18 protein-coding genes are annotated in these 14,555 nt (G+C 70.5%); 6 read left to right on the forward strand and 12 right to left on the reverse strand.

Annotation, left to right across the window (positions count from 1 at the left end; genetic code table 11):
• Positions 1 to 42 precede the first annotated feature (42 nt).
• Positions 43 to 1,005, reverse strand: a complete 963-nt coding sequence (locus tag AB0259_RS09540; protein ID WP_251577599.1) for a DNA topoisomerase IB — start codon at positions 1,003 to 1,005, stop codon at positions 43 to 45.
• A gap of 1 nt (position 1,006) precedes the next feature.
• Complete coding sequence (locus AB0259_RS09545) at positions 1,007 to 1,276, reverse strand: Rho termination factor N-terminal domain-containing protein (RefSeq protein ID WP_366222040.1); 270 nt, start codon at positions 1,274 to 1,276, stop codon at positions 1,007 to 1,009.
• Positions 1,277 to 1,461: 185 nt separating this feature from the next.
• On the opposite strand from AB0259_RS09545, the gene AB0259_RS09550 reads away from it, so the two are divergent.
• Positions 1,462 to 1,620 (forward strand): hypothetical protein, encoded by a 159-nt coding sequence (locus tag AB0259_RS09550; protein WP_251577595.1) that lies wholly within the window; start codon positions 1,462 to 1,464, stop codon positions 1,618 to 1,620.
• Between the two features lie 100 nt (positions 1,621 to 1,720).
• Here the strand turns inward: AB0259_RS09550 and AB0259_RS09555 are convergent, their stop codons facing one another.
• Complete coding sequence (locus AB0259_RS09555; RefSeq protein WP_366222038.1) at positions 1,721 to 2,479, reverse strand: MerR family transcriptional regulator; 759 nt, start codon at positions 2,477 to 2,479, stop codon at positions 1,721 to 1,723.
• A gap of 136 nt (positions 2,480 to 2,615) precedes the next feature.
• Between AB0259_RS09555 and AB0259_RS09560 the strand changes: the two genes are divergently transcribed.
• Entirely contained in the window at positions 2,616 to 3,467 is an 852-nt protein-coding gene (locus tag AB0259_RS09560) for a DUF4097 family beta strand repeat-containing protein (RefSeq protein ID WP_251577591.1), read from the forward strand.
• 1 nt (position 3,468) lies between these two features.
• The gene (locus tag AB0259_RS09565) at positions 3,469 to 4,071 is read left to right on the forward strand and encodes a PadR family transcriptional regulator (protein ID WP_251577589.1); all 603 of its coding nucleotides are present in this window, start codon (positions 3,469 to 3,471) and stop codon (positions 4,069 to 4,071) included.
• Position 4,072: 1 nt separating this feature from the next.
• Here AB0259_RS09565 and AB0259_RS09570 read toward each other — a convergent pair whose 3' ends face one another.
• A complete protein-coding gene (locus AB0259_RS09570) occupies positions 4,073 to 4,633 on the reverse strand; it encodes a universal stress protein (protein WP_366222036.1) in 561 nt (186 codons plus the stop codon).
• A 146-nt stretch (positions 4,634 to 4,779) separates the two neighbouring features.
• Between AB0259_RS09570 and AB0259_RS09575 the strand changes: the two genes are divergently transcribed.
• Positions 4,780 to 4,989, forward strand: coding sequence for a DUF3073 family protein (locus AB0259_RS09575; protein WP_251577585.1), 210 nt, complete (start codon positions 4,780 to 4,782; stop codon positions 4,987 to 4,989).
• Between the two features lie 15 nt (positions 4,990 to 5,004).
• Here AB0259_RS09575 and AB0259_RS09580 read toward each other — a convergent pair whose 3' ends face one another.
• From AB0259_RS09580 to purM, 3 genes are read right to left on the reverse strand one after another with little or no spacing between them, the layout of a single operon-like run.
• Entirely contained in the window at positions 5,005 to 6,237 is a 1,233-nt protein-coding gene (locus AB0259_RS09580; RefSeq protein ID WP_366222034.1) for an MFS transporter, read from the reverse strand.
• An 18-nt stretch (positions 6,238 to 6,255) separates the two neighbouring features.
• Entirely contained in the window at positions 6,256 to 7,719 is a 1,464-nt protein-coding gene (gene purF / locus AB0259_RS09585) for an amidophosphoribosyltransferase (protein ID WP_251577582.1), read from the reverse strand.
• A gap of 9 nt (positions 7,720 to 7,728) precedes the next feature.
• Positions 7,729 to 8,841 (reverse strand): phosphoribosylformylglycinamidine cyclo-ligase, encoded by a 1,113-nt coding sequence (gene purM, locus AB0259_RS09590; protein WP_251577580.1) that lies wholly within the window; start codon positions 8,839 to 8,841, stop codon positions 7,729 to 7,731.
• 82 nt (positions 8,842 to 8,923) lie between these two features.
• Between purM and AB0259_RS09595 the strand changes: the two genes are divergently transcribed.
• On the forward strand, positions 8,924 to 9,535 hold the full coding sequence (locus AB0259_RS09595; RefSeq protein WP_251577578.1) for a zinc-binding alcohol dehydrogenase: 612 nt from the start codon (positions 8,924 to 8,926) through the stop codon (positions 9,533 to 9,535).
• An 8-nt stretch (positions 9,536 to 9,543) separates the two neighbouring features.
• On the opposite strand, the gene AB0259_RS09600 is transcribed toward AB0259_RS09595, so the two are convergent.
• Genes AB0259_RS09600 through AB0259_RS09610 form a run of 3 tightly spaced genes read right to left on the reverse strand, consistent with a single transcriptional unit; the run spans position 9,544 to position 11,037 of the window.
• Complete coding sequence (locus tag AB0259_RS09600) at positions 9,544 to 9,861, reverse strand: potassium transporter Trk (RefSeq protein WP_251577576.1); 318 nt, start codon at positions 9,859 to 9,861, stop codon at positions 9,544 to 9,546.
• A 22-nt stretch (positions 9,862 to 9,883) separates the two neighbouring features.
• Positions 9,884 to 10,639 carry an HtaA domain-containing protein gene (locus AB0259_RS09605; RefSeq protein WP_366222032.1) on the reverse strand — a complete coding sequence of 252 codons (756 nt, stop codon included), beginning with the start codon at positions 10,637 to 10,639 and terminating at the stop codon, positions 9,884 to 9,886.
• Positions 10,640 to 10,683: 44 nt separating this feature from the next.
• Complete coding sequence (locus AB0259_RS09610) at positions 10,684 to 11,037, reverse strand: sterol carrier family protein (RefSeq protein ID WP_366222031.1); 354 nt, start codon at positions 11,035 to 11,037, stop codon at positions 10,684 to 10,686.
• 44 nt (positions 11,038 to 11,081) lie between these two features.
• On the opposite strand from AB0259_RS09610, the gene purD reads away from it, so the two are divergent.
• Complete coding sequence (gene purD / locus AB0259_RS09615) at positions 11,082 to 12,353, forward strand: phosphoribosylamine--glycine ligase (RefSeq protein WP_366222029.1); 1,272 nt, start codon at positions 11,082 to 11,084, stop codon at positions 12,351 to 12,353.
• Positions 12,354 to 12,395: 42 nt separating this feature from the next.
• Here the strand turns inward: purD and AB0259_RS09620 are convergent, their stop codons facing one another.
• Entirely contained in the window at positions 12,396 to 13,886 is a 1,491-nt protein-coding gene (locus AB0259_RS09620) for an MFS transporter (RefSeq protein ID WP_251577568.1), read from the reverse strand.
• Positions 13,883 to 14,506: a PadR family transcriptional regulator gene (locus AB0259_RS09625; RefSeq protein WP_251577566.1), complete on the reverse strand. Its 624-nt coding sequence runs from the start codon at positions 14,504 to 14,506 to the stop codon at positions 13,883 to 13,885. Before AB0259_RS09625 ends, AB0259_RS09620 begins: the two co-directional genes overlap by 4 nt.
• Positions 14,507 to 14,555 lie beyond the last annotated feature (49 nt).

A 14,555-nucleotide genomic window follows, 5' to 3' on the forward strand; every position in this document is an offset into this window, starting at 1 on the left:
AGGGGCAAGTATCCCACGACGCCCTGCGCCTCCGGCTGGAAGTCAGGCCATGATGAGCGTGCGGATCGCCGACTCGGGCGAGACGTTGGTGTCGAGCAGGATGCCGCGCCGATAGCGGTCGAACACGCGCGGATCGATGTACGAGCTCCGCGCGACCGAGGGGGTGTTCCCGAGCGCCTCGGCGGTGATCTTCACCGCCAGCACCTCGTTCTTCTTGAGATCGGACTTCTTGACGGCGGGTCCGATGCGGGCGAGCGCGTCGGCGGCGGTGATCGTGCCTCGCAGCGTGCGGAAGTCCTTCGCGGTGAAGATCCCGCCCGTCATCGACCGCACGTAGAGGTTGACGTCCTTGGGAGTGAGGGCCACCCGGCGTCGTCCGCGGAGGTAGGCGAGCAACGGGGAGCTGGGACGGCCGGCGACGAGCAGCTCGACCGCTGCGGCCAGATCGGGGTCGTCGACCTCCATCTCCTGACGCTGCCCGCTCTTGCCGGGGAAGCGCAGGGCGACCACTGTTCCGTCGACGAGCGCGTCGCGGCGCAGCAGGGTGGTGAGCCCGCGACTGCCGTGCTTGACGAGGTACTTCTCGGCGCCGACGCGCGGTGCGGCGAGGTCGAGCAGCCGGAAGGCCGCGGCCAGGACGCGCTCCTGGTCGATGTCCTCTCGGCGGATCGAGGTGGTGACCCGCCCACGGGCCCGGGGCAGTGCCTCGGCGAGCTGGAGAGCTCGGGCGTACTTGCCCTTGTCGCGGCCAGCCGTCCACTGCGGGTGGTAGCGGTACTGCACCCGACCGGCTTCATCGATGCCGGTCGCCTGGATGTGGCCGTACGGATCGGAGCAGATCCACACGTCCTGCCATGCGGGCGGCAGCACGAGGGCGCGCACGCGGTCGGCCTCCGCCTTCGGCAGGGCATCGCCGTCGGCATCCACGTATCGGAACCCGGTCCCGGAGCGGAGCCGGCGGTACCCGACGTCGGTGCCCGGGCGCACCCGCTTCAGTCGCGGCACGTCAGTGGGACCGGAGCATGTCGATGAGGTCCGCCTTGCGCGCGTGCGAGTACCCGCGGATGCCGAGTTCCTTGGCCCGGGCGCGGAGGTCGGCGACCGTCCAATTCTCGTAATCGCCGGACTCGCCGCCCCGGCGACCGACCGCGCCGCGTCCATCGCGCGCTGCCGCGTTCGAGATGCGGGCCGCTTTCTCCTTCGACGCGCCGTCCTTGCGGAGCTCTTCGTAGAGCTCAGGGTCCTTCAGGCTGTTCGAGCCACGTCCTGCCGGCATGATGCACCCGCCTCACATGATCGCAGCGGGCAGAGAGCGCCCGCGTCCGGCCACGTTATGTCACCGGCCGCTGCGCCTGTCAAGGGCCTCATCCGGCTGAGAGAACGCTGATAGCAATGTGTACGACGCACACCCGCGTCACCCCCGCTCCGGCGGACAACGGAGACAAACAGAGGGAGCCTCCAATGAACCTCGCACTTATCATCATCATCGTGATCGCCATCGTGCTGGCGATCGTGGGTGGCATCACGGAAGGTCTCCAGTTCCTGCTCTGGGTGGCCATCATCGTGGGTGTCATCGCGCTGATCGCCTTCTTGCTGCGGGTACTCCGCCGCAACACGTGATCGTCTGACGCGCACCCCCAGGCGCGTCAGCGGCGCTCTCCCCCAAGGGCGCACCGAGGCCCCCTCCCGATCCAGGTCGAGGGGGCCTCGTCACGTCCGCTCACGAGTGGTCGATGTGGTGGCGGAGTGCGGCGCGGACGAACTCCGCGCCGCGGGTGCCGCCGTAGTTCGCGGCGAACCGGTCGTCCGCCACGTACATGTCCGCAAGTCCCAGGACGTATCCGCGGAGATCACCGCCGTCGGCAGCGGGAGTGCCGGGGATGCCCTGCAGCCAGGCCACGTGACGCGCGGCGAGCTGCCGAGCCTCGTCGGAATCGGGACGGATGCCGCGCGCCGCCGCGTCGCTCCAGTCGGAGGTCAGCTGCGCGCTCCGCTCCATCCACGCCTTCTTCTCGTGGGCCGACATGCCGCGCCACCAATCGTCGGATCGCACGTAGGCGTCCGCACCCCACCGTTCGGTCACCTCCTCGCGGTGCACGGTGTGATCGAAGCCGTCGAACATGTTCTCGGGCATGGGTTCCTCTCCTCTTCTCCTCGCGTCGAGGGTCGATGCGACAGCGGCGATCTGCCGGTCGACGCGCGCGCGTTCGGTCTCGAGCCAGCTCAGGTGGATGGCCAACGCCTCGACTTCGTCGATGTCCTCGGAGAGGACCTCGGCGATACGGGGCAGTGCCAGTCCCAGCTCGCGCAGGAGCAGGATGTGCTGGAGGCGACGCAGGGCCGCGGCGTCGTAGAACCGGTAGCCCCCGGCGCCCGTCCGCGTCGGCGGCAGGAGTCCGATCTGGCCGTAATGGCGCAGCGTCCGACTCGTCGTGCCGGCGAGCCGGGCGAGTTGCTGGATCGACCATTCGCGCGTCATGACGGCCACGCTAGGAGTTGACGCCGCGTCAAGGTCAAGTCCTCCGACGGAAGAGATCTCGACAACTCGAGATATATCGTGTTACCGTGATCGCAACGCGATATATCTCGATTCGCGCTAGACCGCAGGAGACAACATGACTCTCGAGAAGTGGCTGATCCAGCCCGGGGAGACCCGCATCATCGACCTCGACGGCATCCGTCGACTGAAAGTGGGACTCGTCGGCGGGCAGGTCGACGTCGTCGCCCACGACGAGCCCGGCGTTCGCATCGAGGTGCACTCCGTCACCCAGAAGGAGTTGCGCATCGAGGCCCGAGACGGCGCCATCGAGATCGATCACGCACAGCTGCGATGGGACAACTTCCTGTCCTCCTTCCGCAACTTCGGCAGCGGCGGGCCCCAAGCCGAGGTGAGCATCGCCGTTCCGCGCGACGTCGCCCTCAACCTCGGCGTCGTCAGCGCGAGCGCCCTTGTGGCCGGGCTCGCCACCGACGCGAAGCTCAACACCGTCTCGGGCGACATCATCGTCGACGGCCTCACCGGCGACGTGACGGTGAACTCCGTCTCGGGCGACGTGCAGATCCGCGGCCTGACCGGCACCTTGAGCGCCAACGCGGTCTCCGGCGCCATCACCGCAGCCGGGGAGATCCGCACCGCATTCGCCGACACCGTGAGCGGCGCCGTCCTCATCGACTCGAGCGGGCCGACCCAGAACGTGTCGTTCAACACCGTCAGCGGTGCGGCAACGCTGCGGCTCGACGAGGCCGTGGCGGCGAAGTACACACTCCGCACCGTCAGCGGAAAGCTGCTCGTGGACGGTGTCGATCGCTCGCAGAGCGGCATCGGGTCCAACTACACCGGATCGGTCGGCGAGCTCAGCGGCTCGTTCGCGGAGGTCCGTGCCAACACCGTGTCGGGCGACGTCTCCGTCATCCGCCGTGTCACGTCGGCGATCACCGACGAGGCCCCCGTCGCGGAGGAGTACTGAGATGCCCCCCGTCTTCTCCCACGGCGACCTGCGTCTCTATCTCCTGAGCCTGCTCGACGAGGCCCCCCGCCACGGGTACGACCTCATGCAGGCACTGTCCGATCGCACGGGCGGCACGTACACGCCGAGCGCCGGCACCATCTATCCGCGTCTGTCGAAGCTCGAAGAGGAGGGCCTCGTCACCAAGACGGTGGACGGACGAAAGACGGTCTACGAGATCACGGATGCCGGTCGCGCCGAGGTGGCGTCGCGCTCCGGCGACCTCGCGGGGATCGAAGCCGGATTGGCCGACAGTGTCCGCCTCATCGCCGACGAGGTACGCGCCGGAGTGCGCGAGGCGATGCGCAGTCTGCAGGCCGACCTCGCCGCGGCATCCGCTGCGCCCCGCCGGCCCGCGGCATCGACGACACCCGATCCCCGTGCCGCCTCGCGTGAACAGGTACGACGCGCGGACGAGCTCCTGTCCGAATTCCGGGCGGAACTGCGCGCCGACCTGCGTGCCCACGTGGCACGCGGCGGCGAGCTCGCGGCATCCGTCGTCGACGAACTCGCGACAGCCCTCGACGACGCGGCGGACGCCGTCCGCCGAGCGCTGCGCGGCTGAGTCAGCCGCCGGGCCAGAGCTCCTCGGGCCAGTTCTGCCGCTCCCGCCAGGGATCCTCGTCGTCCTTCACGGGCTCGCCCAGGGGGACGACGAGGACCGGGCGCGGCTGCCGGTGCGCGAGGCGGGCCGCGACCGATCCCGTGAAGAACTCCCGGATCGAATCCCCGATACCGCGCTTGCGTGTGCCGACGACGATGAGGCGGGCCTCGGTGCGCTCGGCCAGGTCCTTCATGGCCAGTGCCGGGTCACCCGCCAGCATCTCGAGCGACCACGTGACCTCGACGCCCGACAGGGCGGCGCCGGCCTGGTCGCGCAGCTGGGATTCGAGCGCCTCGCTGGGGATCGCGTCGAGGTTGATCGGCGCGGTGTGGACGTACCCGTCGGGATCCTCGTACGAGACGAACCGGGTGATGTCGACGTGGGCGACGAGCAGCGCGGCGCCGTGCAGCCGGGCGTACTGAGCCGCCTCACGGAGGACACGCGGAGGCTGCCCGGGAACGATGCCCGCGATGACGGGGCGGTGGGGACGCCGGGTCTGCGGCTGCGATACGGCATCGGACATGTCGGATCACCCTTCCTGGATCCCCGCCGCGAGGGCGGCGGGAACGCTCCGTGGTAACCTGAATGCTACTCTTCCCGGCCATTGCCGGACTGTGACTCGTCGGGCTGCCGGACCAAGCCCGCACTCGTGAAATGAGGGGGTTACGCATGGGGCGTGGCCGTCAAAAGGCGAAGAACACCAAGATCGCCCGTGAGCTGAAGTACGACACGTACAGCTTGAACATCAACGCGCTCGAGCGAGAGCTCGGCGCGCCCGGTGACGAGCAGTACGAGGACAAGTGGGCCGACCAGTACGCCGACGAGGACGACGAAGAAGACCCGTCTGCTCCGGCCTCGGCCTCGTTCGAGAAGGCCTGACCGCCCCTCGCCGACTCACCACGCTCCGTGGCGCTGTTCCCACTCCTGTTCCACCGTCTTCCGTCGCGCGATCACGACGCCCGCCGGCACGGCGAGCAGTGAGATCGCGAGCAACATGATCAGCGGCACTGTCCACGATGCCGTCGCGTCGTGGATCAGGCCCACGCCGATCGGCATCAGCATCGTCACGCCGTAGCCGAGGCTCTGCGCGAACGAGCTCAGCGCGACCGTCGCGTCGTGGGTGCGCGTGCGCAGACCGACCGACGTCAGCACGAGCGGGAACAGCAGCGGCAGGATGCCGAGCAGCGTGACCCAGAGCCACGGAGCGGATGCCGGGGCCACCAGCAGCCCGCCTGCTCCGAGCACCCCGGAGGCCGACGCGATGAAGAAGAGCGGCAGCACGACACCCCGCCGGGCGACGAGCACCGGCACCACGAGCGACGCGGGCAGCCCGATCAGCGCGAAGAGCGACAGCAGGGTGCCGGCGACCTGCGGCGTCACGCCCGCGGTGTCGACGAGGATCTTCGGCAGCCACGCGAACGACGTGTAGGCGACGGCGCTCGAGACGAAGAAGGTGACGGCGAGGGCCCACGCGGTGGGCAAGCGCCACATCCGGCCGAACACCCGAGTGCTGACGGGTTCGATGTCCACCTCGGCGAGGGCCGCACGGCGGGCGCGCACCGCGAGCACGATCCAGGGCGCGAGACCGGCGAGCGCGAAGACCGCCCACAGCCCCAGCGACGTGCGCCAGCCTGCGGCATCCGCCACGGGCACGGCGATGAGCGGGGGCACGAACGTGGAGATCGCCATCATCGTCGAGTAGACGGTCGTCATCAGGCCGATGCGATCGGGGAAGTACTTCTTCACGAGCGCGGGCAGGAGCACGTTGCCCACCCCGACGCCGGCGAACACGAGCGCGGACCCGAGCAGCAGACCGTAGGCGTCGACCGCCGCGGCACGCGCGACCAGCCCGAGGGCCACGGCGCTCAGCGCGACGAGGGTCGTGCGCTCCAGGCCGAAGCGCCGCTCGAATCCGGAAGCGAGCAGACCGAAGACGGCGAAGCAGAGCGGCGGCACGGTGCCGATCAGACCGAGTACAGCGGCGGGGAGGACGAAATCCTCGCCGATCGCATCGAACAGCGGCGACAGCGAAGCCACCGCGGAGCGCAGCGAGAAGGCGAGGAGGACGATGCCGACGAGGGCGAGGATCCGACCCCGTCGCACGGCGAGGGGATCGGGGGACGTCACCGATTCAGCCTAGGCGGCTCAGGACTCCTGCGTGCCCTCGACCCAGGCGAGGTACTCGTCGCTCACGGTTCCGGTGACGTAGCGACCGTCGAAGCAGCTCATGTCGAGATCCTCGACGTCCGGCGCTCCCTCGAGGATCGCGGCCTTCAGATCGTCGATCTCCTGGTAGACGAGGTAGTCGCAGCCGAGCTCCTCGGCGATCTCGGGGATCGTGCGGTTGTACGCGACGAGTTCGTGGCGCGACGGCATGTTGATGCCGTAGACGTGCGGGAAGCGGATGGGGGGCGCTGCCGACGCGAACGTCACCGACTTCGCCCCGGCATCCCGCGCCATCTGGATGATCTCCCGAGAGGTCGTACCGCGGACGATGGAGTCGTCGATGAGGAGGACGTTCTTGCCCTTGAACTCGGTCGACATCGCGTTGAGCTTCTGGCGCACGCTCTTCTTGCGGATCGCCTGACCCGGCATGATGAACGTCCGACCGATGTAGCGGTTCTTGTAGAAGCCCTCGCGGTACTCGATGCCGAGCTTGCGGGCGACCTGCATCGCGGCGGGGCGCGAGGAATCCGGGATCGGCATGACGACGTCGATCGACCCCTCGGGGGTGTACTTGGCGATCGTGTCGGCGAGCCGCTCACCCATGCGCAGTCGGGCCTCGTAGACCGAGATGCCGTTCATGACCGAGTCGGGGCGGGCGAGGTAGACGTACTCGAACGAGCAGGGGACGAGCTGCGGGTTGGTGGCGCACTGCTTGGTGAAGAGGTTGCCGTCGAGGTCGATGAAGACCGCCTCGCCGGGCTCGACGTCGCGGACGACCTCGAAGCCGCCGTTCTCGAGGACGAGCGACTCGGAGGCGACGGTCCACTCGTACCGGCCGTTCTCTGCTCGACGCGTGCCGAGGATGAGGGGACGGATGCCGAAGGGGTCGCGGAAGGCGAGCAGTCCGTACCCCGCGATGAGCGCGATGGCGGCGTACGAGCCCTCCACGCGCTGGTGCACCCGCGTGACGCCCTCGAAGATCTGCTCGTGGTCCAGCTCGAGGCCCGAGATGACCGCCTGCAGCTCGTTGGCGAGGACGTTCACCAGCAGCTCGGTGTCGGAGCTCGTGTTCAGGTGACGCCGGTCGGTGCGGAAGAGCTCCTCGGTGAGCTCGCGCGTGTTCGTGAGGTTGCCGTTGTGGACGAGGACGATGCCGTACGGCGCGTTGACGTAGAACGGCTGCGCCTCCTCCTCGTTCGAGGCGGTGCCCTTGGTCGCATATCGGACGTGGCCGAGGCCGATCGTGCCGAGGAGCGAGCGCATGTCACGGGTGCGGAACGCCTCGCGCACCATCCCGCGGTTCTTCGCGATGTGGAAGACACCGCTCGGCTCCGCGGTCGCGATGCCGGTGGAGTCCTGACCGCGGTGCTGCAGCAGCAGCAGCGCGTCGTAGACCTCCTGGTTGGCGGGCCCCTGTCCGACGACGCCGACGATTCCGCACATAGGTGTAGCTCAGTCCGTTTCTGCGTAGGAGCCGACGAGGCGGACCGCGCCGCCGTCGACGCCCTTCGCGCCCTGCTCGTAGTCGCCGGCGGGCAGTGCCGCATCCGACACCGTCCCGACCTGCCAGGTGTGGATGCCCTCTGCCGAGAGGGTGGATGCCGCGGCGTCGGCCGCCTCGGCCGAGACGACCGCGAGGAAGCCGATGCCGAGGTTCCAGGTGCCCTCGGTCTGCTCGAGCGAGAGCCCCCCGATGTCGGCGAGGACGCGGAACACGGGCGACGGCGACCACGTGGAGCGGTCGACGTCGACCCAGGTGCCCTGCGGCAGCACGCGCGCGAGGTTCGCGGCGATACCGCCGCCCGTGACGTGGCTGAGGGAGTGGATGGCACCCGGGTGCGCGTCGATCGCGCGCAGCAGCGGGGACGTGTACAGGCGCGTGGGCTCGAGGAGTTCCTCGCCCCACGTCCGGCCGAAGTCGGCGGCGTTGTCGCCGTAGCCGATGCCGGCGTTCGCGATGATGTGACGGATCAGCGAGTACCCGTTCGAGTGGGGACCGCTCGAGGCGAGGGCCAGAACGACATCGCCGGGACGCACCCGGTCGGCGCCCAGGACGGCATCCGCTTCGACGACTCCCGTCGCCGCGCCCGCGACGTCGTAGTCGTGGATCCCGAGGAGTCCGGGATGCTCTGCGGTCTCGCCGCCGACGAGGGCGGTGCCGGTCGCCGAGCAGCCGTCGGCGATGCCTCGGACGATGTCGGCGATGCGCTCGGGGAAGACCTTGCCCGTCGCGATGTAGTCGGTCATGAAGAGGGGCTTCGCGCCGACCACCACGATGTCGTCGACGACCATGCCGACCAGGTCCTGACCGATCGTGTCGTGCTTGTCGATGGCCTGCGCGATGGCGACCTTCGTGCCGACGCCGTCGGTCGAGGTCGCCAGCAGCGGCTTGCGGTACCCGAGCAGAGCGGATGCGTCGAAGAGTCCGGCGAAACCGCCCACGCCACCGAGGACTTCGGGGCCCTGGGTGCGACGGACGGCCGATTTCATCAACTCGACGGCGAGGTCCCCCGCCGCGGTGTCGACGCCGGCAGCGGAATAGGGATCGGTGGGAGTCGAGGCCACTCGCACAGCCTACCGGCCGTCGGATGCCGACTGCTCCCGCCCAGAGCGGACGCAGGCCACGGCCGCGCCATAGGATGTCGCCATGAGCGGGGCTGAGCGGCCCGAATGGGTGGTGCGGGAGGACGCGAGCGCGACGGTGCTCGTGGCCCTGTTCGTGCGCCAGGCGCTCGGCATCCGCGCCCCGGAGGAGTTGCCGCACCTGCGGGGGGCCGCCGCGGCGCCGCCGGCCGGTGACGACGACGACGCGCGGCTGCTGCAGCGACAATGGCTCGCGTACTGGGCGATGGCCGTCGAGCCTCAGGCGCATCCCTCCCCCGTCCCGCTCGACCTCGTCGACGGGTACGAGACCCTCGCCGTCCTCCCCATCGAGGGGTTCGACGAGCTGCGCGCGGCGATGGCGCCCCTCGCCGCCGACGCCGTCGCCTTCGCCCGGTGGGCGAGCGACCGCTACACGATGCAGGCGCGCGCCGGGTCGGCCAGCAGCTACCGCGCCTACGCGAGCGCGATCGCCGAGCACGAACGCCGGGTGGGCCGGCGGGCGCACAGCTTCGAGCTCAACGTCCAGATCCTGCCGCTCACCCAGCGGGGCGTCTGGTGGATCGGATCGCTCACGATCGCCGTGACGGACGGACTGCGCGGCGACGTCGCCGCGTTCGATCCGGCGATCCAGCCGATCATCGCCGAGCTCGCCTGAGGCTCGGGTCAGTCCGTCTCTTCGACGCGCTCCCGCTCGATGCGGACGGTGCGCTGCCTCTTGCTCAGCACACGATCGAAGACGAGGGCGACCACGGCGCCGAGCGCGACCCCGGCGGGCACGCACCAGAGCAGCAGGAAGCCGAACACTTGGCTCTGCGAGTACCGCGCCCCGGTGCTCTCGCTGATCGCGCCGTCGCCGAACGCGAAGGTCAGGATGAGGGCGATGAGGATGCCGAGGGCCGCACCGACCGCGAAGAACGCCGCGAACCGCGGGGTGCGCCGCAGCTCGGCGGACTCGACGTGCGTCTCGGAGTGCTCGGCCATGCTTCCATTGTCCACCCGCGCCTCACGGACGCGGGTCGTCGACCGTCTCCGGCTGTGCCGCGCGGGCACTGTTGCGCTTGCGTCGCTGGACCGATCCGACGGCGAGGACGAGCGTCACCGCCGCGGCGATCCCGACGACGATGAGCGGGACGAGGATGCCGGGGGCCGCGGCATCCTTCTCCTCCTCCTCCTCGACGACCACGGTGTCGCCCGTCGCGGTGCAGTCCGCGGCCACAGTGAGGTCGAGATCGCCGAGCGTGCCCGCCCAGAGCAGGTCGGCGCCGTCGCCGGTCGCGTCGGTCTGCGCGTCGACGCCGTCGAGACTCATCGCGTCGCCCGCCTCGGCGACCGCCGCCGCACGCAGATCGACCTCGGCGAGCGCCGCCTGCGGGATGAGCTCGGTCCCGTCGGGCTGCACGTCGAAGAGCAGGCTCCCGGCGCCGCCGTCGATGACGAGGGTCGGAGCGGACAGGGTCGTCTCCACCCCCGCAGCGCTCGTGTAGCGGAGGGTGCCGTCGAAGCTGATGCTCCCCGTGGGCCCGACCGGCTCGAGCACACCGGCGCCGCCGTCGAGGGTCAGGACGCCGCCGTCCGCGGCGACGGCTCCGTCGGCCTGCAGGTCGCCGGCACCGACGTCCCAGACCGCGCGGGCCTCGGACACGACGCAGCTCGGCGCCGCGGCGTCCGCGGGTGCCGCAGGAACCAGGACGACCAGAGCCGCGCCGATCACCGCGACGGTGAGGGGACGGGTGGCGCTCCGGGGGTGCCGTGCCTGCATGGGGATCCTCTCCGCAGGCGATGGTACCGGCGACGCGTCGCGCGTCAGGGCCTGAGCGGGAGGAGCCCGTCGAGGTTGGCCCTCACGCCCGACGCGCGGACGGTGCCGGCCGTGACGGCGTCGGCCCAGGCGACCTGTCCCGTCGCGAGGGCGATCCACGTCGCGGCATCCGTCTCGATGACGTTCGGCGGGGTGCCGCGCGTGTGGCGCGGACCCTCGACGACCTGGACGGCGCCGAAGGGCGGCACCCGGACCTCGACGGAGTTGCCCGGCGCCTTCTCGACCAGCAGCTGCAGCAGGTAGCGCACGGCGGTGGCCGTGTCGGGGCGGGCCGCCGTGCCTGCGGCGACGGCTGCGAGGGCGTCGCGTCCGTCGCCGGTGCTGATCGTGCGGGCCATGGCAGCCACCGTAACGCGCGAAGGCCGGTCGGTAGGCTGACAGGGTGAAGATCCTGGTCCTCGGCTCGGGCGCGCGCGAGCACGCCATCATCCTCGCCCTCGCCGCCGAAGGCGCCGGGCACGAGATCTTCGCGGCTCCCGGCAACGCCGGCATCGCCGCCGACGCGACGATCGTCGGGGGACTCGACCAGAACGACCCCGTTGCCGTCACCGAGTACGCGAACGAGGCGGCGATCGACCTCGTCGTCATCGGCCCCGAGGCTCCGCTCGTCGCCGGTGTCGCCGACGCGCTCCGCGAGCGCGGCATCCCCGTCTTCGGGCCCGGCAGGGCCGCCGCCCAGCTCGAGGGGTCGAAGGCGTTCGCGAAGCGGGTCATGGATGCCGCCGGTGTCCCGACCGGTCGGGCAGCTCGCGCGCGCACCCACGACGAGGTCGCGGCGGCGATCGACGAGTTCGGCGCGCCCTACGTGGTCAAGGCCGACGGCCTGGCCGCGGGCAAGGGCGTCATCGTCACCTCCGATCGAGACGCGGCGCTCGCCCACGCCGACACGTACCTGTCATCGGGTCCGGTCCTCGTCGAGGAGTTCCTCGCCGGCCCCGAGGTCTCGCTCTTCTTCATCTCCGACGGCGACACCGTGCGCGCCCTCAGCCCGGCGCAGGACTTCAAGCGCGCCTACGACGGCGACGAGGGCCCGAACACGGGCGGCATGGGCGCCTACTCGCCGCTCCCCTGGCTCGACGAGCGCTTCACCAGCGAGGCGGAGTTCGTCGCACAGGTGACCGCTGAGGTGGCCGAGCCCGTCATCCGCCGACTGGATGCCGAGGGCACCCCGTTCATCGGACTGCTCTACGCGGGCCTCATCCTCACCGACGCGGGCGTCAAGGTGATCGAGTTCAACGCCCGCTTCGGCGACCCCGAGACGCAGGTCGTGCTGGCGCGCCTGCGCAGCCCGCTGTCGCGCCTCCTCCTGGCGGCTGCGAGTGGAACCCTGGAGTCCGAGCCGGCACCCGAGTTCTCCCCTGAGGCCGCGGTCACGGTCGTCCTCGCGAGCGAGGGATACCCTGACGCCCCGCAGACCGGCCGTGTCATCGAGGGGACGGATGCGGCGGCATCCGTCGACGGCGTGCACCTGGCTCACGCCGCGACCGCCGTCACCGACGGTGCGCTCGTCGCGACCGGTGGCCGCGTGCTCAACGTCGTCGCGGTGGGCGCTGACCTGAGCGACGCCCGCGAGCGGGCGTACGCGGCCCTCGAGCACATCTCGCTCGAGGGCGCGCACTACCGCCGCGACATCGCCCTCCGCGCCGCGGGCTGAGCGCGGCGCCGCCGGCGCACCACAGCGCCGCGCTGAGAACGGTCAGCGCTGCACGAGGTGCGCCGGGCGGCGCAGGAACAGCACGAGGACGACACCGAGGGCGATGACCGCCGCGGGCAGGATCATGGCCTGCGCCATCGCGGCCGAGAATCCCTCGGCGACGACGGGGGGCATGCCGCCTCCACCGCCGAAATCACCGCTCGCGGCGTCGCCGGCGCCGGGCAGGTTCGCCTCGAGGCGGGACTGCATGACCGCCGCGATCGCTGCGGACCCGATGACCGATCCGATCGTGCGCGTCGTGTTGTAGATGCCCGATCCGGCACCCGCCTGCTGCGGCGGCAGGTTGCGGGTGGCCGTCGTCGCGAGCGGTCCCCACATGCCCGCGTTGGCGACACCGATGACCGCCGACGGGATCAGCAGCAGCAGGACCGGCGCCTCGGTGTTCATCAGCAAAGAGTAGCCGACGAGGCCCGCGGCCATCAGCGTCAGGCCGGGGACCAGCAGCACCCGGGGGTCGACACGGTCGAGGACGCGCCCCGCGAAGGGGGCGAGCACCCCCGAGAGCACCGCCATCGGGATGAGCAGCAGAGCCGACTCGGTCGGCGTCAGCCCGCGGGCGAGCTGGGTGAAGAACGCCATCGGCAGCGCCATGCTCGTCACGGTGAAGCCGACCGCGGCGATCGCAAGGTTGGAGATCGCGAAGTTCCGGTCGCGGAAGAGCTCGAGAGGGACGAGCGGCTCGCTCTTCGTGCGGCCCTGCGTCCAGATGAAGACCGCCAGGACGACGACACCGGCGGCGATCATCGTCCACACCCACGCGGCCCAGTCGTAGTGCTCGCCCTCCTGCAGGCCGAAGACGATGAGGAACAGGGCGACCGCGCTCAGCACGACGCCGAGGATGTCGAACCGGTGCGGGTGCGTCTCGAGCTGCGGCACGAGCCGCCACGCGAGCACGAAGGCCACGACGCCCACGGGGATGTTGACGAAGAAGATCCACTCCCAGCCGAACCCGTCGACGAGCAGACCGCCCGCGAGCGGCCCGACGAGGGTCGCGACGCCGGCGGTCGCGCCCCACAGGCCCATCGCCGCGCCGCGGCGCTCGGCGGGGAAGGTGCGGGTGATGACCGCCATCGTCTGCGGCGTCATCAGCGCGGCGCCGAGACCCTGCGCGGCACGCGCGATGATCAGGGCCGCGAGCGACCCCGACAGTCCGCATGCCAGCGAGGCGAGGGTGAAGATCGCGAGACCGATCAGGTAGATGTTCTTGGGTCCGAAGCGGTCGCCGAGACGGCCGGTGACCAGCAGCGGCACGGCGTACGCCAGCAGGTAGGCAGAGGTGACCCACACGACGTTGTCGAGGTTGCCGGTCGAGGGATCGAGCGCGGCTTTGATCGCGGGGTTCGCGACGGAGACGATCGTCGTGTCGACGAGGATCATGAAGAACCCGATGACGAGCGCCCAGAGGGCGGGCCAGGGGTTCGTGGGGGCGGCGGATGCGCCCGGGGCGCGGACGGTGGACGTGCTCTCGCTCATGCGCGTGCGGCTTCTCTCTGTGCCAGATAGCGGTCGGTGGCGGGGATGTCGATGACTCCCCAGACGGTGTCGGGACGACGGATGAACTCGACCGCTTCGTCGAGCCAGGTGATGTCGGCGTCGAGGACGGCCGCCTGGCGGTGGACCTCGATGAGGAACTGGGGGTGCGATCCGTGCGCGATCGCGTGTTCGTGGGCGCTCCGGTGCGTGTCCCGGGATGCCGCGAGCAGCTCCCGGCGCTGTGCGAAGAGCGCGAGCACCTCGTCGCGGGGCAGGTTGTGCGCCTCGGTGAGGGCGATGCGGAACCGATCCGGGTCGTCGATCGACACCAGTTCGCGGCGGATCCATGAGATGAGGTCGGCGGCACCGGCATCCGTCAACGCGTACGTCGTGCGCTCGGGACGATTCCCATCGCGGTCGCTCCCGACCTGGGCGATGCGGCCCTGCCGTTCGAGTCGGGCCACCGTGTGATAGATCGTGCCGTGAGTGAGGGCGATCAATCGGTCCGCGCGGCGATCGCGGAGCAGGCGCACCATCTCATACGCGTGCATGTCGTCCTCGTGCAGGAGCGCGAGGAGCATGACGGCGGTCGGCGTCAACGTCGCCGTCTTCTGCGCCATGTGCCTCCCCCGCCGCGAATTAGTCCATGTGGACTATACGCCGGTTCGT

Origin of the sequence: Microbacterium sp. NPDC080005 (genome assembly GCF_040702445.1) — a bacterium.
GTDB lineage: Bacteria > Actinomycetota > Actinomycetes > Actinomycetales > Microbacteriaceae > Microbacterium > Microbacterium oleivorans_D.